Here is an 18,130-nt window from a genome sequence, read left to right as displayed (position 1 = left end):
CCTCGTTCAAAGTTCGTGGTTGAGATGGCAAGCGCTGAAGTGCCCCGGCGCTATTTCTTGCAACGGTGGCGCCTGTTCGCGGCAGCGCGCGCTGGCGTACGGACAACGGGGGTGAAAATGACAACCCGACGGCGGCGCCAGCGGGCTGGGCATCTCGCCCTTGATCGGCGTGTACTGGCTGCGCCGGGTTTCAAAACGCGGAATCTGCGCCAGCAGTGCCTGGGTGTACGGGTGATTGGGCCGGGCAAACAGGTCATCCACCGTGGCTTGCTCCACGACCCGGCCCAGGTACATCACCACCACGCGATCACAGAGGTGCTCGACCACGCCCAGGTCGTGGCTGATGAACAGATAGGTCAGGCCCAGTTGCTCGCGCAGGTCCATGAACAGGTTGAGAATCTGCGCCTGGATCGACACGTCCAGCGCCGCCACCGACTCATCGCACACCAGCACTTGCGGCTGCACCGCCAGGGCACGGGCGATGCCGATGCGCTGGCGCTGGCCGCCGCTGAACTGGTGCGGGTAGCGCAGGCGCAGCGCCGGATCGAGGCCTGCGCGTTGCATCTGGGCGCTGACGTAATCGTCGAAACCGGCAGAATCCGTCAGGCCGTGCAAACGTGCGCCTTCGCCAACGATGCGGTCGATACGCAAGCGCGGGTTAAGGCTCGAATACGGGTCCTGAAAGATCATCTGCACCTTCAGCCGCGCCGCCTGGCGCTCGGCATACGGCAGGCTGTCCAGCTCGCGGCCTTCGAACAGCACCCGGCCACGGGTGCCGGATGACAGGCCGGCAGCGATGCGGGCCAGGGTGGATTTGCCACAGCCGGACTCACCGACCAGGCCCACCACTTCACCGCGGCGGATGTGCACGTCGACGCTGTCCACGGCGCGGGTCACCGGCACGGCACGGCTCAGGCCGAAGCGTTGCAGCGCACGGCCGACGACGCCCGGTGGCTGGGCGCCGAACTCCTTGCTGATCTTTTGCAGCTCGATCAAGGGGGTTTCATTGAGCATGAACAAGCTCCTCGGATCGGCTGCCGGGATGGAAGCAACGCACGCTGCGGCCATGGTCGAGTGTGCGCAGCGGCGGTTCTTCGCGGCAGACCTCACTGGCACGCGGGCAACGCGGGGCGAAGGCGCAACCGGGCGGCAGGTTGCCCAGCGACGGCGCCATGCCGGGAATCTGCCGCAAGCGCTCGCCGCGCCGGTTACGGCTCGGCAGGCTGTCGATCAGGCCTTGGGTGTATGGGTGAAGCGGGTCGTCGAGCAAGGCGTCGACCGGTCCCTGCTCGACGATGCGCCCGGCGTACATCACCGCCACTTCATCGGCCAGGCCTGCGACCACCGACAAATCGTGGGTGATCCACACCAGCGCGGTGCCCTGCTCGCGCACCAGGGTTTGCACCTCGGCGAGGATCTGCGCCTGAATGGTCACGTCCAGCGCGGTGGTCGGTTCATCGGCGATGATCAGGTCCGGGCGATGCAACAGCGCAATGGCAATCGCCACGCGCTGGCGCATGCCGCCCGACAATTGATGCGGATAAGCACGCAGCCGCTCTTCAGGGCTGGCGATGCCCATCGAGGCCAGCGTCGAACGCGCCAGTTCGCGCGCTTCGGCCTGGCTGACCGGTTGATGCGCACGCACCGCTTCGATCATCTGCGTGTCGACGCGCAGCACCGGGTTGAGGGTCATCATCGGGTCCTGGAAGATCATCGCCAGCCGGTTGCCTTGCAGCGCGCGCAGCTCACGGGCCTTGAGGCTGCGCAGGTCGCGGCCCTGAAAGATGATCTCGCCGGCACTGATGCGCCCCGGCTTGTCGAGCAGGCCGATGATCGAGAAACCGGTGACCGATTTACCCGAGCCGGACTCGCCGACCAGGCCCAGAATGCGCCCCGGCGCCAGGCGCAGCGACAGGTCGCGCACCGCGGGCAGCAGGCCTTCGCGGGTCTGGAAACCGGCGCTGAGGTTGCGCACTTCAAGGGTCAACGGCGTCACTGGGGATGCGCTCATGATTGCAGCCTCGGGTTGAGCACATCGCGCAGGCGGTCACCCACCAGGTTGATGGCGACAATGGTCAGCAGCAGCGCCAGCCCCGGAAACACACTGATCCAGTACTCGTCGCCGAGCATGAACTGAAAGCCGTTGGCGATCAGCAGGCCCAGCGACGGCTCAGTGATCGGCACGCCGAGGCCAAGAAACGACAGGGTCGCCTCCAGGGTGATGGCGCGGGCGATCTGCAAGGCGCCGATGACGATCAGCGGCGGCAGGCAGTTAGGCAGAATGTGCCCGAGCAGAATCCGCGAACGGTTGATGCCCTGCCCGCGTGCGGCCTCGACGTATTCACGACCGCTTTCGACCAGCGCCTGGCCACGCGCGGTGCGTGCGTAATAGGCCCATTCCAGCACCACCAGAGTGAGCATCACGTTGCCGACGCCCTTGCCCAGCCAGGCCAGGATCATCAGCGCCATGAGGATGCCGGGGAACGACAGCAACAGATCGACCAGGCGCATCAGCAGTGCATCGACCCAGCCGCCGGCATAGGCGGCGATCAGGCCGATCACGGTGCCGACCACCGCCGCAATCAGCGCCGAGCCCAGGCCCACCACCAGGCTGATGCGCAACCCGTAGGCAATCGCCGAGTACAGGTCGCGGCCCTGGCCGTCGGTGCCCAGCCAATAGGTGAAGCCGCCGCTGGAGCTTTCGCTGCCCGGTGCCAGGCGCGCGTCGAGCACGTCCAGTTGCAGCAGGTCATAAGGGTTTTGCGGGGTGACCCACGGCGCCAGCACCGCCAGCAGGACGATGCCCAGCAACAGCACCAGGCCCAGCCACGCCGATGGCGCCCGCAGGAAATCGCCGGCAGCACGTTGCCAGGGCGAAACAATCAAAACGGCACGGCTCATCGCGCGGCCTCCAGGCGAACCCGCGGGTCAAGCACGCGGTACAGAACGTCGACGATCAGGTTGAGGGTGACGAAAATCACCACCACGACCATCAGGTAAGCCACCACCACCGGGCGGTCCAGGCTGTTGATGCTGTCCAGGATCAACTTGCCGGAACCGGGCCAGGCAAAGATGTTTTCGGTGACCACCGCGTAAGCGATGGTCGATCCCAGCTCAAGACCCAGTACGGTGACCAGCGGAATCAGCGTGTTGCGCAGCACGTGCATGACCACCACGCGCAGCGGCGACAGGCCCTTGGCCCGGGCAAACCGCACAAAGTCCTGCGGCAGCACTTCACGCACCCCGGCGCGGGTCAGGCGCAGGATCAGCGAGACCTTGAACAGCGCCAGGTTCAGCGCCGGCAGCAGCAAGTGATGCAGGCCATCCAGCGTCAGCCATGACCACTGGATACCGAACAACTCGCGGGTATCCCCGCGACCGCTGGCCGGCACCCAGCCCAGGTGCACCGAGAACAGCAATACCAGCATCAACGCCACCCAGAACGAGGGCAGCGAGAAACCGATGATGCTGGTCGCCATCAACAGCCGCGAAAACGGATGCTCCGGGTACAGACCGGCAAACAGGCCCAGCGGCACGCCGACGAACACCGCCAGCAGCAACGCACTGATCGCCAGCTCGATGGTGGCCGGCAAGCGGTGCAGCACCAGTTGCAGGGCGTCTTCGTGATGCACGTAACTTTTGCCTAGATGACCGTCCAGCGCGCCGCGAACAAAGTGCAGGTATTGCTGCCACAGCGGCTGGTCCAGGCCCAGCCGGGCGATGGCCGCTGCGCGTTCGGCCTGGTTGAGGTCTTCACCGATCAGAATGTCCAGCGGGTTGCCGATGGCATTGAGGCCGATGAACACGATCAGCGACATCAACACCAGCACCAGAAACGCCTGGCCCACGCGGCGCAGCAGCCAGCCGGTCATGGGCGGCGTTCCTCGGCGCGCAGGCTGCCGGCGAGCCATTCGTCACCGATCAACTCGGGTTCGGCGTAGTGCTGCATGTCGCAGAAGTGCGCCTCGATGTCTTCATTGAACAGTTGCCCGGCCAGCGCCTGGGCGATGCGTTTGGCGCCGTCGCTGATTGCCGGAATGTCGCCCGAAACGCCGCCGTAGGTCAGCGCCGCCGGGTAGTTGAAGCAATGAATGCGCTCCAGGCCCGGACAGGCTCCGGGGGTACGCGGGAGGAATTCGAACAGCGGGCCGAGGTCGGGCAACTGCGCGGTTTCACTGTTCTGATGCTCGGCCGGCAGCGGGAAGCGCTCTGACCACTTGCGGATGTGCGCGGCGAACGGGGCGAACTCCGGGCGTTTGTCCAGATCGCTGCGAAAGCCGGTGGCAAACACGATGAAGTCATAGGTCAGGTTGGCTTGCGAGGTGCGCACTTGCAACTGGCCGTGGCTGTCGAGTTCGACCGCCTCCAGGGCGTTGTCGAGCAGCAAGCGGGCATTGGCATGCCGCGCCACGCGCAAGGTGCTGCCACGCGGCGGCGGGGTTTGCTGGGTGTTGAGGTATTCGCGGATGCGCCACTTCCAGGCATCCGGCAGGCGCCAGTAACCGTGGGTCATGCCCGGATTGCCGGCGCCCTTGCCCTTGTTGATGCGCGGCAATTCACGCCGGCGCACCAGCAGGTCAACCGACGTCGCGCCGGCTTCCAGTGCCGTACCGGCTGCGTCCATCGCCGAGGCGCCGCCGCCAATCACCGCCACGCGCTTGCCGGTGAACCAGGCGTCTTGCAGGCCGTCGGCCGAGTGCGCCCAGTACTGGCGCGGCAGCTTGTGCGCCAGCTCCGGCACCCACGGCCCGCCCATGCCATCGCGGCCGGTGGCCAGAATCACATGACGCGCCAGTTGCTCGACGCGGCCATCAGGGGTGTCTATGAGCAAGCGCACAAAACCTTCGGCGGTCGGTTGCACGCTGGCAATGCGGTGCTGGTTGCGCACATCGAGCTTGAGCACCTGGCGATACCAGCGCAGGTACTCGGCCCATTGCAGGCGCGGGATCTTGTCCAGCGCCTGCCATTGTTCAAGACCGAAAAGCGCCTGAAACCAGGCGCGAAAGGTCAGCGCCGGCAGGCCCAGTGCGGGGCCGGCGAGTTGTTTGGGCGAACGCAGCGTTTGCATGCGCGCCGTCGTCGCCCACGGTCCTTCAAAGCCTTGTTCGGACTGATCGAACAGCACGGTGCGCACGCCCAGGTGATGCAGCTCGGCGGCAGCGGCCATGCCGGCCATGCCAGCGCCGATGATCGCCACGTCCAGCAGGTCGGTGTCGTGATGGCGATGGGTCTTGACCCAGGGGTGTGCGGGGAGGCCGAGCCATTCCAGATCTTCGCGCAAGCGTGCTTCCAGAGCAGGCAGGCCGATAGGGGTATGGGTGTCAGGCATTGTGCAGTCTCGATAGAAATGAAAATTAACTGAAATCACCTCGTTCGTAGGAGTGAGGCGGATGGCCGCCCCCTTAAGCTCGCGAATGCTGCCGATCAGTCGATATAAAAACTTCGGTCATGCCGGCCTCTTCGCGAGCTCTACGCTCGCTCCTACAGGGTTCTATGTGTAGCGTTCGAAAGCGTGGAATCAGAAATCGATGTTCAGACGGCTGTAGTAAAACGCGCCGTACGAGCCAAACGGTGAGATCGACGAGTAGTACGAGCCGCCGGAAACATCGACCACGGTGTGCTTGTCGGGATAGACGTTAAATACGTTGTCGGCCCCCAGCGAGACGCGCACGTTGTCGGTGATCTGGTAGCCGACATCCACGTCGGTGATCCACTTGGCGCCGAAGCGTTCGTCGACGCCGCCGCTTGAGCTGCCCAGCTTTTTGACTTCGCCGTAACGGGTGGTGCGCACGCCGGCATCCCAGTCGCCGACTTGCCAGTTCAGGCCCAGCAGGAACTTGGTTTTCGGGGTCAGGTCGGTGATGCCGCCCAGCTCGGTACGATCAAAGCGCGACAGGCCCAGGCTTTGCAATTGTGCCGGGTTGTCTTTCTGGTCGGTGATGGTCGCCTTGTTCCAGTTGGCGCCCAGGTTCCAGCGCAGGCGGCCGAATTCGCCCAGGTGCTGGGTGTAGTCGACTACCAGATCGACGCCGCGGGTGCGGGTGTCGAAGGCGTTGGCGTAGTACTGCACCTGCTGCACATGCGAGAAACCGTAGGAGGCCAGAATGCGGTCGACGGCCGCGCCTTGCAGCGGGCTGATCAGTGCAATGCGGTCTTCAAGGTCGATCAGGTAGGCGTCCAGCGACACATTGAGGTTCTTCACCGGGTTCCAGGTCAGGCCGGCCGACAGGCTTTGCGAGCGCACCGGTTCCAGGTCTTCGGCGCCCAGCGCGATACCGATCGCCGAGTCAGGCTGTACGCGCTTGATCATGATGTCGCGGGTTTCGTTGCCGATGGTGCGCCGGCCCAGACCGGTCTTGGCGTAGCCCTGCTGGACCATCGACGGCGCGACGAAACCGGTGCTCAGCGCACCGCGTGCGGCCAGTTCCGGGGTGAACGCATAACGGGTCGAAAGCTTGCCGTTCCAGGTATTGCCCGAGCTGTCGGTGTAATGCTCGAAGCGCCCTGCCGCACCGATGAACCACTTGTCAGTGACGTCCAGGCCCAGGTCGACATAGGCGGCGCTGTTGCTGCGGCGCAGGTCGACTTCGTCTTCGGGCAGCAGCAGGTAGTTGCCCAGTGCGCCGATGGCCGCTTGCTGACCGGCACGCGGATGACCGACCGGGTAGGTATAGCCGCCGTTGCTGTACGACTCCGGGTCGCCGGATTCGGTGCGGTAGTGCTCGAAGCGGTGCTCAAGGCCGGTGGCGAAGGTCAGCGGATTGCGCAGGCCGATGTCCAGCGTGCGGTTGAGGTCCAGGTTGGTGGTCCACTGATCGAAGGTGTTGGTCTGCAACCAGAAGTCGGTCGGGCTTGAGGTGCCCAGCGACGGGTTGAGGTTCTTGTCGGTCAGTTGCTTTTGCTTGTTGCGGCTGTACGAGGTGCTCAGGTCCCAGTCCCAGCCGGCCACGTCCTTGCCGCGCGCGCCGACCACGGTCTGGTAGTCGAGGCTTTCGAAGGTGAAGTTCGGCGCCACGCCATCGGGGTACAGCTCGTTGACGATGGTGTTGGAGTTGGGCCGGCGAAAGCCGATCGACACCAGCGCATCCTGTTTGCCCAGGGTGCTGAACGAGTACAGCGAGGTGTCGTCGGTCAGCGGCAGCTCGGCGTTGTAGGCCAGGTTGTACTGCTCGATTTCCGGCAGGCCGCCGCCGAAGCTGCGGCGCTCGACGGTGTTCTCACGCGGGTCGGGCTGGCCGTTGACCGGGTAGTAGAAGCTGCCGGTGGCCTCGGCGGAACGCTTGGTGCTGTCCTGGTTCTTGGCGTCGAGGGTGAAGTTGAAGAAGCCGCCATTGGGCAGCTCGAAACCCTTGTTGATGCTCTGCTGGTAGGTCTCGCCGTTGGAACCCACGCCGTGGTAGCCGGAACGACGCCCGGCCAGCGTGGTGGCGCTGCCGCCGCTGCTGTCTTTTTTGAGGATGATGTTGATCACCCCGGCAATCGCGTCAGAACCATACTGCGCCGCCGCACCGTCGCGCAGCACTTCGACACGGTCTACCGCCGCGACCGGAATCAGGTCGAGGTCGGCCGGGTTCCAGCCTTCGATCAGTACCGAGTTTTCCGAGGCCACCGAGCCGCCATGGCGGCGCTTGCCGTTAACCAGCACCAGCACATAACCGCCGCCCAGCCCGCGCAAGCCGGCCGCGCGGGCGACGTTGCTGTAGGCGCCGCCGGTGACTTTGGCGACGTTGAACGATGGCAACAGGTTGGCCAGTGCATCGCGCAGGCTGACGCTGGCGCCCTGCTTTTCCAGGTCCTGGCCGCCGATCACATCGATAGGCACCGCGCTTTCAGCGACAGTGCGCTCCACGCCACGGTTACCCACCGAGACCACGGTCTGCAACTGAGTGGTTTCTTCACTGCCCTGCGGCGCTGCGTGTGCAGTGCCCGTCCAGTACAGCCCGGCGAGGGTCAACAGCGCGGGCGCCGAGACCTTTGAAAACTTTACGTGCATGAACATCCCCTCCGACAAGTCGCCGTGAAAAGTGAATCTGGCAGTGCGGCGATTTGCCGAGGTCGGCTGGATGCCCGCGTGTCTGGATTGTTGTGCGAGCCATACAATCCATTTTTTGAATATTTAAAGCCGTTGAATTTGGTATGCAAATACTAAGGGGCGATTTTTATCGCCACAAGAAATTAGAAATTCTATGGATATTCGATATGGAGATATGAGGTGCTAGCAGGCCCCTCGCAGGAGCGGCCGGGTGGCGATCCGCTTTAGCCGCGAGTGGCGCGAATCGGTGGTGCCTGCTTCGCCGATGTTTCGTCTGGCACCAAATACGTAAGAGTGAGCGTAAAGCTCGCGAAAGGGCCCGTAAAACCGGCACATTCGCTGTATTTGTACTGCAGCATTCGCGAGCTGGCGCTCACTCCTACGAGGCGGTGTTGTGCCTTGACTGATCGGCATCAGTCCTACGCGTAGATCGCCTGCATCAGCACGTCGTGACGGCTGGCGGGGTGCAGCGTCATGCCGGGCAACAAGGCCTGCGATGACACCTGCAAACTGTCGACCAGTGCGCGGGCGACTTCGGACAGCGGGCTGGCATAGGCTGACACCAGGCCGAAATAGAATGGGATGCTCGACTCGATCGAACGCACGACCACGCCTTGCAGCGGCACGCCGTAGGCGGTGAACGGGTCGACCAGCGCGACGCCCAGGCCTGCGCGGGCCATTTGTATGGCGATCAGCGAGGTGTTGGTGTCGAGAATGTGCTGCGGCTCAAGGCCTGCATTTTCAAAGGCCTTGTTGATGCGCCGACGAAAGCGGAACGGGTTGGAGATGCTGATCAGGGTCTGTTCGGCCAGTTGCGCCATGCCCAGCACCGGGTGCTCGGCCAGCGGGCTGTCTTCGGGCAGCACCGCCACGCAAGGCGCCTCACCGATCCAGTGCAGCTCCAGGCCACGGTGTTCCAGCGGCAGGCTGATCACGCCCAGATCGAAGGTTTTCGACAGCACCGCCTGCACCGCCGCTTCCGGCGACAGGCTGTGAATCTGCAACTGTTGCGCACGCAGGTGCTCGGGCAACCCCGCCAGCGCCGGCGGCAACAGACCGACGGCCAGGGCCGGAGTGGCCACCAGACGCAGGCTGCGGTTTTCGTCGCGGGCAATGTTCAGCGCACGCTGGTGCACATGGCGAAAGCCCTGCAGGGCACTTTCGACCTCGGCGGTCATCTGGAAGGCTTTCTGGGTAGGCGTGACTTTCGGGCCACTGCGCTCGAACAGGGCAAAGCCCAGTTCCTGTTCAAGTTCTTGAATCTGGCGAGTAATGGTCGGCTGGGAACGCCCGAGCATCTGCCCGGCGCCAGTGACACTGCCGGCCGACATCACGGCGGCAAAGGCTTCGAGTTGACGCAGGTCCACATGAGCTCCTTTTCGATGGGGAATCGACAAAGGCGCGAGCGTACAGGTTTGTATTGCTCATCGCACGGGGGTGCGTAAGGAGCAGACGGTCCCGTAGGAGCGAGCGCAAGCTCGCGAATGCTGCGGTAACGTCAGCACAAATGTGTTGGCTTTACCGACCCTTTCGCGAGCAGACGCTCGCTCCTACGGATTTGATTTCAAACAAAGATGTATGAAATCTGCCTTTGCCGATCGACATTGGCCATATGACAGCCTTAAACAGCCAGACTGCGCTCGCGCAGTTCGGTGTTGAGGATACGGTCGTTTTCGCTGTAATCGACCGGGCAGTCGATCACGTGTACGCCCGGGGTGCTGATGCATTTTTCCAGCAGCGGCAGGAAGCCTTCGGCGCTTTCGACGCGGTGGCCATAGGCACCGTAGGCTTCGGCGTATTTGACGAAGTCAGGGTTGCCGTAGTCCAGGCCGAAATCGGTGAAGCCCATGTTGGCTTGCTTCCAGCGGATCATGCCGTAGCCGTCGTCGCGCAGGATCACCACGGTCAGGTTCATCTTCAGGCGAACGGCCGTTTCCAGCTCCTGGCTGTTCATCATGAAGCCGCCGTCACCGCACACCGAGATCACTGGACGGTCCGGGTACACCAGGTGCGAAGCCATGGCCGACGGCAAGCCTGCGCCCATGGTCGCCAGGGCGTTGTCGAGCAGTACGGTGTTGGGCTTGTGTGCCTTGTAGTTACGGGCGAACCAGATCTTGTAGATACCGTTGTCCAGCGCCACGATGCCTTCGGACGGCAGCGCGCGACGGATGTCGGCGACCAGACGCTGTGGATAGACCGGGAAACGGTTATCGTCGGCGCCTTCGGCGATCTGTGCTTCGTTGGCTTCACGGATGGCCAGCAGGCGGGTGAAGTCCCAATGCGAGACGCCCTCCAGCGCTTCACCGATCTGCCATACGGCGTTGGCGATGTCGCCGATCACTTCGATCTGCGGGAAGTACACCGCATCGACTTCAGCAGAGCGGAAGCTGATGTGGATCACTTCGGTGCCGCCACGGACCATGAAGAACGGCGGCTTCTCGATCACGTCGTGGCCGATGTTGATGATCAGGTCGGCAGCTTCGACGGCGCGGTGCACGAAGTCACCGGACGACAGCGCAGCGTTACCGAGGAAGCGCGGGTGACGCTCATCCACAACGCCTTTACCCATTTGCGTAGTGACAAACGGAATACCGGTCTGGTCGATCAGTTGCTTGAGAACCTTGGCGGTCATCTTGCGGTTGGCACCGGCACCGATCACCAGGATCGGGCTGCGCGCAGTCTTGAGCTTGGCAACAGCGGCCTCGATCGACTTGTGCTCGGCCAGCGGACGACGGTGCACGCTGCGCGGGATCGGCAGCGCGTCGGTCTGTTCGGCGGCGATGTCTTCTGGCAGCTCCAGGTGCACGGCACCGGGTTTTTCTTCTTCGGCGAGGCGGAAGGCCTCACGCACGCGGGACGGGATGTTGTCCGCGGATGCCAACTGATGGGTGTACTTGGTCAGAGGCTGCATCATGCCGACCACATCCAGGATCTGGAAGCGGCCCTGCTTGGATTTCTTGATCGGCTTTTGGCCGGTGATCATCAACATCGGCATACCACCCAGGTATGCATAGGCGCCTGCGGTCACCAGGTTGGTGGCACCGGGGCCCAGGGTCGACAGGCTGACGCCGGTCTTGCCGGTCAGACGGCCATAGGTGGCGGCCATGAAGCCAGCGGACTGCTCGTGGCGGGTCAGCACCAGCTTGATCTGCGACTTGCGCAGGGACTCGAGCAAGTCGAGGTTCTCTTCACCGGGAATACCGAAAACGTACTCGACGCCTTCATTCTCCAGACATTGCACTACCACGTCGGCGGCCTTGGCCATGATGCTCCTCATCACTAGGTTGGTTAGATAAGCAGACGCTGTGAGACGACTGCCGGCAAGCGTGCCGGGGTTTCACAGCGTCTGGGAGCGTAGACGCGCCCCCGACACAGAAAGTAACAGCGCACGGGCCAACTGATAAGCGGTTTTGACCAGTGCGGGATATGCAAAGACACCGTATGCGTTGCGCAAGCGCCTGCATGTACAGAGCGCAGTCGGAAATTTGCCAAAAAACCTGTCACTTCTGACAGTAGGCACAACCGCAATAAAGGATGAACCTGAGCACAAAGGCCCCGCTCAAGGAATCCGATCATGGTCCTCCCAAAACCCGAACCGTTGTGCCGCTACCATTACGATCCACTTGATCGTCTGGCCAGTTGTTTACCCCTCGGACAAGCCGACACGCGCTGTTTCTATCGCCTGAACAGGCTGACCACTGAAATTCAGGGACAGATCGGGACATCACGGCTGGAGGCGCGAGACCAGCTTCTGGCGCAGTGGCAGCAAGAGGCAGGCAAGAGTGAGCGTGTATTGATTGCCACTGATGCGCCAGGTTCGGTGATCCATGTCCTTGGCGCCGATCAGCCGCAAGCGTTTGGCTATACGCCTTACGGCACACGGGCCCCGATTCAAGCGCCGCTGCACCTGCCGGGCTTCAATGGCGAACGATGCGACCCGGTGACCGGGCACTATCTGTTGGGCAATGGTTATCGGGCTTTCAATCCCGTGTTGATGCGGTTCAACAGCCCGGACAGTTTGAGTCCGTTTGGGGAGGGTGGATTGAATGCGTATGCGTATTGTGTGGGCGATCCGGTGAATCGGGTGGATTCGAGCGGGCATATGTTTCAGTTCATAAAATTGCTGTTGGGTGACACTTCGTCCACGACGCCATTCAAGTTGATCAAGGGTGGGCTGATCAGCTTCGAAGAGTCGCCCAAGCAGCTGAAAATCATCACGTTCCAGGCACACGCTTCTGCCGAAATGAGAGAGGGCTATCACGCGTTGATGCTCAGTGGTGTGCGCCACAAGCCCCAAGACCTGTATACGATGGCGACGGATGCAGGTATTGATTTCAGCCAGTACGACCAAGCCCACTTGATGATATGTCTTTCAGCAAAAGGACCGTCTTCGTTTGCCCAGCAGTTTGCAAATCTGCTTAAAAAACCGGTCATCGCGTATGAAGGACTTTCCTACTCAAGCGTTTCCGCCGACCACATCAACAACCTTATCAAGAATGGGTCGAGCAAAATAACCCGACACGGCGGCAACAACCTCCAGTACAAGGGCGTTATCAAATCCAAAAAACCTTCATCCCCCGTCATAGTGCAACCTTCCGGTGAAACACGCTCAGCGTCCGACAGAATGGTGGCCATTCGGATAGGGAACACATGAGCGCGCGGGGGGGCAGCGTTACGATAACGACCCGACTACCTATCAGATCTGCCACATCATAAAGGCAGAACCTGAGCACAAAGGCCCCGCTCAAGGAATCCGATCATGGTCCTCCCAAAACCCGAACCGTTGTGCCGCTACCATTACGATCCACTTGATCGTCTGGCCAGTTGTTTACCCCTCGGACAAGCCGACACGCGCTGTTTTTATCGCCAGGACAAGCTAACCACCGAAATCCAGAGCTCACTCCACACCTCATGGTTGCGGGCACAAGATCAGCTTCTGGCGCAAAGGCAGTCAGAGGCTGGCAAGAACGAATATGTATTGCTCGCCACTGACGCGCCAGGCTCTGTGGTCCACGCACTGGGCGGCGATCAATCTCAAGCGTTTGGCTATATGCCTTATGGCACACGCAGCCCGACTCAAGCACCCTTGCACCTGCCGGGCTTCAATAACGAAAGACTTGATCCGGTGACCGGGCATTATCTGCTGGGAAATGGTTATCGGGCGTTCAACCCGGTATTGATGCGGTTCAACAGCCCGGACAGTTTGAGTCCGTTTGGTGAGGGTGGATTGAATGCGTATGCGTATTGTGTAGGGGATCCGGTGAATAAGACTGACACATCGGGTCATATGGGCATAAGGCTTGCCGTGCTTCTGTACAAACGGCCCAAACAATTGCAGGCCGCGTTCAAGATGGCGTCAAAAGCCAAACACGCTACAAATCCGGTCAATGACGAACCCTTTATCCAAGCCGTCAAGTATGTCTTGGGCGCTCGCACCGCCAAGGTTGCCGAAGCATTGCCGCCCTCTAGTTTGCCTACGAACGCGTCAATCAATGCTTCTCTCCAGCCTCCCCCTTTACCACCACGAATCCCACCACGAATCTCAACGCCTGAAATACCCTCAACGCCTGCGTCCAAGAGAGCCTATGACTATGTCAATGAGGCACCAAGGCCTTGGTTTTTCAGTGAGCCAAGGCAACCGAAAGGTATATCGAACCAAAAAAAGATCAGAAGGCACCCATTGCAGCCATAGCAAGAACAAGATCACCCTTAAATTGACTCTGGGAATTTGAACACGCTCCGCATTGACATTGTGGGAGGAGCGACCCCGCTCCTCCGATAATGACCGGGTTGTCCTTATAATCCTTCGCCTCAGCCCGTCACACACGCATTGGGCTTACGCCCGGCAAACGTATCCACCAGACTGGAAATCACCATTTCGCCCATGCGTGTGCGGGTCTGTACGGTGGCGCTGGCACGGTGCGGTTGCAGGACCACGGTTTCGTTGTCGAACAGCACTTCGGGCACGCGCGGTTCATCGACGAATACATCCAGGCCGGCGCCGGCAATCTTGCCGGCCTTGAGGGCGGCGACCAGGTCGTCTTCGTTGATCAGCTTGCCGCGGGCCACGTTGATCAGGTAGCCCTCCTCGCCCAGCGCGTCCAGCACTTGGGCGTCGACGATGGCTTTACCGCCGTCGGCAGCCGCCGCCAGGATCAGCGCGTCGCTGTCGCGGGCCAGTTCGGTGATGTCGGCGACGAAACGGTAATCCACATCCGCCAGCGGTTGCAGGTCGGTGTAGCTGATCGGGCAACCGAAGGCCGCTGCACGGGTGGCGACGGCGCGACCGACGCGCCCCAGGCCGACGATGCCGATGCGCATGCCGCTGAATTGCCGCGCCAGTGGCAGCGGCGCCAGCGGTGTCGGGCTGTGTTGCCATTCACCGCTGCGCACATAGCGGTCGCTGGTGCACAGGCCACGGCAGGCCGAGATCAGCAAGCCGATGGCCAGGTCGGCGACGTCTTCGGTCAGCGCGCCGATGGTCGCGGTGACGTGAATGCCCAGGTCGCGGCAGTAGGCCAGGTCCACGGCATCGGTGCCGACGCCGTTGACGGCGACGACTTCAACGCGCGGCAGTTGCGACAGCACGGCGCGGGTGATGCCGGTGTGGCCGCCGGTGATCACGCCACGGATGTTAGGGCCGTGTTCGGCGAGGTACGCGGCCTTGTCGGCTTGTTGGTAATAAGGGCGGATGACAAACAGTTCTTCGAGGCGCTCGCGGATCTGCGGAATAAGGATCGGGCTGAGCTGCAGGACTTCGGGTTTCATGATTCACCTCTGGGGGCGGAATTTTTATTGGCCTTGTAGGAGCGGGGGGGGGGGGGGGGGGGGGGGGGGGGGGGGGGGGCCGGGGGTGGGGGGGGGGGTGTAGGGGGGGGGGGGGGGGGGCAGGGGGGGGGGGGCGCGCGGGCCGGGCGGCGGGGGGGGGGGCCGGCCACCGAGTGCGCTAGCGCTCGCAAAATTTTGGACACGCTGAAAATTTACGACTGCTAACGCAGCCGGTCGCGGGCAAGCGCGCTCCTACGGGTGTGTCGATACTGTTAGCCGCGGCCGACGAAGGGCATTTTGGTGGCCATGACGGTCATGTTCAGGACGTTGGCCGACAGCGGCAGCCCTGCGATGTAGCGCACGGCATCGGCGATGTGCTGGACGTCGACCATTGGCTCGACAGCGATCTGGCCGTTGGCCTGGCGCACGCCGCGGGTCATGCGCTCGGACAGTTCGGTCAGGGCGTTGCCGATGTCGATCTGGCTGACGGCGATGTCGAATTCACGACCGTCCAGCGCCAGGGCTTTGGTCAGGCCCAGTACCGCGTGTTTGCTGGCGGTGTAGGGTGAGGTGAACGGGCGTGGCGAGTGGGCTGAAATCGAGCCGTTGTTGATGATGCGCCCGCCTTGCGGCTGCTGGCGGCGCATCAGGCCGAAGGCTTCGCGGCAGCACAGGAACACGCCGTTGACGTTGGTGGCGATGACGTTGTCCCAGGTTTCCAGCGGCAGTTCATCGACCGGTACGGCCGGGGCGTTGACGCCAGCGTTGTTGAAGATCACATCGAGACGACCGAAGCGCTCCTCGACGGTGGCAAACAGCGCCTTGACGCTGACCGGGTCGCGCACATCGGTGACCACCGGCATGGCCTGCCAGCCTTTGCCGGCAGCTTCTTCGGCGACGCTGAGCAAAGGCTCCAGGCGCCGGCCGGCCAGCACTACGGTGTAGCCGTCTTCCAGCAAGCCGAAGGCCACGGCTTTGCCGATGCCACTGCCGGCGCCGGTGACCAGGGCGATTTTCGAAGGTTTGTTGGACATTGTTGTTCTCCTGTTGATGCGCTGTCTGATTGAGCGTTTCAGGCCGCTCGTTGGCCCACGCGAACTTCGATGTTGCCGACCCCTTCAACGCCGGCGCTGATGACATCGCCCGGCTCCAGTGCGGCCACGCCTTCGGGGGTGCCGGTCATGATCAGGTCGCCCGGCAACAGGGTGACGGTGCGCGACAGGTGGCTGATGATTTCGGCCACCGACCACAGCTGGCGTTCCAGTTGCGAGCGCTGGCGTTCGGTGCCGTTGACGTTCAGCCACACGGCGCCGTGCTCGGCATGGCCCTGGCTGCTGACCGGCTGGATCGCGGTGATCGGCGCCGAGCCGTCGAACGCCTTGGCGCCCTCCCATGGCATGCCGGCCTGTTTGGCCGCGCGCTGCTGGTCGCGACGGGTCAGGTCCAGGCCGGCGGCATAGCCCCATACGTGTTCCAGCGCCTGGCTTTCAGGGATGTCGGCGCCGCCGGTGCCGATGGCGACCACCAGTTCGATCTCGTGGCAGAACTCATCGGTCTGCACCGGGTAGGCAATTTCACTGCCGGCCTCGATCACCGACGTGGCCGGTTTCATGAAGAACAGCGGCACGGTGCGCGCCTGGCCTTGCGCGTCGCTCCAGGGATAATTGCGACCCAGGCAGAACACGCGGCTGACCGGAAAACGCTGGGTGCTGCCGACAATCGGCAGGCTGGGCTGCGGGACGGGGGTAAAGGCGAAATCGTTCATGGTCGGCAAGCTCGGGGTCTGGATATACGTTCTTGATGTGGGTTCAGGCTAAAGCGGTCTGCGTCTTTAAAGTTGGACGAAAGCCGCTTTGCCTTGGACTTAACGGGCGACTTAGCGAGTCTGCAACTGAATGCGGTACAGCCGGCCCAGCAGCAACGAGTACGACAAGGTGCCCATCAAGGCCACCGCACCGATGAACCAGAAGGCCAGTGAAAAATTGCCGGTGGAGTGCACGATGGCGCCGATCACGATCGGGGTGACGATGCCGCCGATATTGGCCGCCAGGCTGGTGACGCCGCCGGTCAGGCCGATCAGTTCCTTGGGTGCGATCTCCGACACGGCGGCCCACGACGACGAGGCAATGCCCTGGGCGAAGAACGCGATGGTCAGGATCGCGATGCACACCAGGTTGGAGTCGGTGAAGTTGACCAGCACGATGGACATGCCGAGCATCGAACCGACGACCAGCGGCAGCTTGCGGGCAAACGACATGCTGAAGCCGCGACGGATCAGCAGGTCAGAGATCGCGCCGGCGAGCAGGATGCCGATGGTCGCGCCAATGAACGGCATGATCGCGAAGATGCCGACCTTGATGGTGGTCAACTGGCGCTCTTCGATCAGGTAGGTGGGGAACCAGGTCAGGAAGAAATACAGCGCCGAGGTGCTGGCGAACTTGCCGATGCAGATCGCCCAGACCTGGCGATAGCGGAACAGCTCGGCAATCTGGCGCCAGTTGAATTTGGTGCGTTCCTGGCTGCTTTTGACCAGGCCGCCGCCATCTTCGATGTACTTGAGTTCTTCTTTGCTGACCTTCTTGCAGCTCAGCGGATCACGGTACAGAAACAGCCAGACCACGCCGAAAATGATGCCGACCGCGCCGGTGCTGTAGAACACATGGCGCCAGTCGTAGGTGGTCGCCAGCCACAGCAGCAGGCCGGTGAACAGCGCAGTGCCCAGGTACTGGCCGCACACGTAGATGCTGCTGGCCATGCCGCGCTCGCGCGCCGGGAACCAGACCGTGACCGCGCGGCTATTGGCCGGAAACGCCGGGGCTTCCATGGCGCCGACGGCCAGGCGCAGGCCGAACAGTGAAGTGAAGCCGCTGGCCAGACCCTGGCAGACGGTGACCGCCGACCAGCTGATCAGCGACACGCCGTAGGTCAGCCTTGAACCGAAGCGGTCGGCGACGAAACCAGCCGGCACCAGTGCCAGTGCGTAGGTCCAGGCGAAGGCGGAAAAAATCAGGCCCATCTCGATCTTGTCCAGCCCCAGGTCCTTGGCCATGAAGGGCGCGGCGATGGAGATATTGACCCGGTCGACATAGTTGATGATCGTCGCGATCAGCAACAGGCTGAGCATGAACCAGCGTCGACGGGTGGGCAGCCGCACGGCAGAGCCTGCGGCTTCATTGGGGACGGCGCTGGTGGCGACAGACGCAGCCTGGGAATTGGGAAGACTCGACATGGATGACCTCTTTGTTTTTGGGATATCGAGGTTTTCAGGCAAAACAGGACCGGCCCTCCCGGGCGCGGAAGGCGTGTGCTGTACTGGATCGGATGGGGCGT

The 18,130-nt window shown here is 62.6% G+C and carries 14 protein-coding genes; 2 read left to right on the top strand and 12 right to left on the bottom strand.

Features of this window, described 5'->3' with window-relative positions:
• Positions 1–6: 6 nt before the first annotated feature.
• The 8 genes from ACYAS9_RS19115 to ACYAS9_RS19080 all read right to left on the bottom strand — a co-directional run bounded on the left by ACYAS9_RS19115 (position 7) and on the right by ACYAS9_RS19080 (position 11,297).
• Positions 7–1,014 (bottom strand): ABC transporter ATP-binding protein, encoded by a 1,008-nt coding sequence (locus tag ACYAS9_RS19115; protein ID WP_463569817.1) that lies wholly within the window; start codon positions 1,012–1,014, stop codon positions 7–9.
• Positions 1,004–2,011, bottom strand: coding sequence for an ABC transporter ATP-binding protein (locus ACYAS9_RS19110; protein ID WP_463569816.1), 1,008 nt, complete (start codon positions 2,009–2,011; stop codon positions 1,004–1,006). The genes ACYAS9_RS19115 and ACYAS9_RS19110 overlap by 11 nt, the downstream gene beginning before the upstream one ends.
• Entirely contained in the window at positions 2,008–2,901 is an 894-nt protein-coding gene (locus ACYAS9_RS19105; RefSeq protein WP_463569815.1) for an ABC transporter permease, read from the bottom strand. Before ACYAS9_RS19105 ends, ACYAS9_RS19110 begins: the two co-directional genes overlap by 4 nt.
• The gene (locus tag ACYAS9_RS19100; protein ID WP_463569814.1) at positions 2,898–3,872 is read right to left on the bottom strand and encodes an ABC transporter permease; all 975 of its coding nucleotides are present in this window, start codon (positions 3,870–3,872) and stop codon (positions 2,898–2,900) included. Before ACYAS9_RS19100 ends, ACYAS9_RS19105 begins: the two co-directional genes overlap by 4 nt.
• Positions 3,869–5,329, bottom strand: coding sequence for an FAD-dependent oxidoreductase (locus ACYAS9_RS19095; protein WP_463569813.1), 1,461 nt, complete (start codon positions 5,327–5,329; stop codon positions 3,869–3,871). The genes ACYAS9_RS19100 and ACYAS9_RS19095 overlap by 4 nt, the downstream gene beginning before the upstream one ends.
• A gap of 189 nt (positions 5,330–5,518) precedes the next feature.
• A complete protein-coding gene (locus ACYAS9_RS19090; protein WP_463569812.1) occupies positions 5,519–7,993 on the bottom strand; it encodes a TonB-dependent receptor plug domain-containing protein in 2,475 nt (824 codons plus the stop codon).
• A 458-nt stretch (positions 7,994–8,451) separates the two neighbouring features.
• Positions 8,452–9,399, bottom strand: a complete 948-nt coding sequence (locus tag ACYAS9_RS19085) for a LysR family transcriptional regulator (RefSeq protein ID WP_463569811.1) — start codon at positions 9,397–9,399, stop codon at positions 8,452–8,454.
• A gap of 254 nt (positions 9,400–9,653) precedes the next feature.
• Positions 9,654–11,297: an acetolactate synthase large subunit gene (locus tag ACYAS9_RS19080; RefSeq protein ID WP_463569810.1), complete on the bottom strand. Its 1,644-nt coding sequence runs from the start codon at positions 11,295–11,297 to the stop codon at positions 9,654–9,656.
• Positions 11,298–11,606: 309 nt separating this feature from the next.
• On the opposite strand from ACYAS9_RS19080, the gene ACYAS9_RS19075 reads away from it, so the two are divergent.
• Both ACYAS9_RS19075 and ACYAS9_RS19070 read left to right on the top strand, forming a co-directional pair.
• A complete protein-coding gene (locus ACYAS9_RS19075) occupies positions 11,607–12,686 on the top strand; it encodes an RHS repeat-associated core domain-containing protein (protein ID WP_463569809.1) in 1,080 nt (359 codons plus the stop codon).
• A 105-nt stretch (positions 12,687–12,791) separates the two neighbouring features.
• Positions 12,792–13,724, top strand: coding sequence for an RHS repeat-associated core domain-containing protein (locus ACYAS9_RS19070; protein WP_463569808.1), 933 nt, complete (start codon positions 12,792–12,794; stop codon positions 13,722–13,724).
• A gap of 119 nt (positions 13,725–13,843) precedes the next feature.
• On the opposite strand, the gene ACYAS9_RS19065 is transcribed toward ACYAS9_RS19070, so the two are convergent.
• The 4 genes from ACYAS9_RS19065 to ACYAS9_RS19050 form a co-directional block, all read right to left on the bottom strand.
• Entirely contained in the window at positions 13,844–14,800 is a 957-nt protein-coding gene (locus tag ACYAS9_RS19065; protein ID WP_463569807.1) for a 2-hydroxyacid dehydrogenase, read from the bottom strand.
• A 272-nt stretch (positions 14,801–15,072) separates the two neighbouring features.
• Positions 15,073–15,834 (bottom strand): SDR family oxidoreductase, encoded by a 762-nt coding sequence (locus tag ACYAS9_RS19060; protein WP_463569806.1) that lies wholly within the window; start codon positions 15,832–15,834, stop codon positions 15,073–15,075.
• 38 nt (positions 15,835–15,872) lie between these two features.
• Positions 15,873–16,565: a fumarylacetoacetate hydrolase family protein gene (locus ACYAS9_RS19055; RefSeq protein ID WP_463569805.1), complete on the bottom strand. Its 693-nt coding sequence runs from the start codon at positions 16,563–16,565 to the stop codon at positions 15,873–15,875.
• Positions 16,566–16,676: 111 nt separating this feature from the next.
• Positions 16,677–18,029: an MFS transporter gene (locus ACYAS9_RS19050; RefSeq protein ID WP_463569804.1), complete on the bottom strand. Its 1,353-nt coding sequence runs from the start codon at positions 18,027–18,029 to the stop codon at positions 16,677–16,679.
• Positions 18,030–18,130 lie beyond the last annotated feature (101 nt).

This window comes from Pseudomonas sp. HP_08 (assembly GCF_055284095.1).
Note: the sequence above shows the minus strand (reverse complement) of the source record. Positions and strands in the feature narration are given on the sequence as shown.

What these genes read in the sequence shown, in the direction of transcription:
- ACYAS9_RS19115 (WP_463569817.1), bottom strand. Translation starts at nt 1,014, where the DNA reads ATGCTCAATGAAACCCCCTTGATCGAGCTGCAAAAGATCAGCAAGGAG.
- ACYAS9_RS19090 (WP_463569812.1), bottom strand. Translation starts at nt 7,993, where the DNA reads ATGCACGTAAAGTTTTCAAAGGTCTCGGCGCCCGCGCTGTTGACCCTC.
- ACYAS9_RS19080 (WP_463569810.1), bottom strand. Translation starts at nt 11,297, where the DNA reads ATGGCCAAGGCCGCCGACGTGGTAGTGCAATGTCTGGAGAATGAAGGC.
- ACYAS9_RS19100 (WP_463569814.1), bottom strand. Translation starts at nt 3,872, where the DNA reads ATGACCGGCTGGCTGCTGCGCCGCGTGGGCCAGGCGTTTCTGGTGCTG.
- ACYAS9_RS19060 (WP_463569806.1), bottom strand. Translation starts at nt 15,834, where the DNA reads ATGTCCAACAAACCTTCGAAAATCGCCCTGGTCACCGGCGCCGGCAGT.
- ACYAS9_RS19055 (WP_463569805.1), bottom strand. Translation starts at nt 16,565, where the DNA reads ATGAACGATTTCGCCTTTACCCCCGTCCCGCAGCCCAGCCTGCCGATT.
- ACYAS9_RS19095 (WP_463569813.1), bottom strand. Translation starts at nt 5,329, where the DNA reads ATGCCTGACACCCATACCCCTATCGGCCTGCCTGCTCTGGAAGCACGC.
- ACYAS9_RS19050 (WP_463569804.1), bottom strand. Translation starts at nt 18,029, where the DNA reads ATGTCGAGTCTTCCCAATTCCCAGGCTGCGTCTGTCGCCACCAGCGCC.
- ACYAS9_RS19070 (WP_463569808.1), top strand. Translation starts at nt 12,792, where the DNA reads ATGGTCCTCCCAAAACCCGAACCGTTGTGCCGCTACCATTACGATCCA.
- ACYAS9_RS19065 (WP_463569807.1), bottom strand. Translation starts at nt 14,800, where the DNA reads ATGAAACCCGAAGTCCTGCAGCTCAGCCCGATCCTTATTCCGCAGATC.
- ACYAS9_RS19075 (WP_463569809.1), top strand. Translation starts at nt 11,607, where the DNA reads ATGGTCCTCCCAAAACCCGAACCGTTGTGCCGCTACCATTACGATCCA.
- ACYAS9_RS19105 (WP_463569815.1), bottom strand. Translation starts at nt 2,901, where the DNA reads ATGAGCCGTGCCGTTTTGATTGTTTCGCCCTGGCAACGTGCTGCCGGC.
- ACYAS9_RS19110 (WP_463569816.1), bottom strand. Translation starts at nt 2,011, where the DNA reads ATGAGCGCATCCCCAGTGACGCCGTTGACCCTTGAAGTGCGCAACCTC.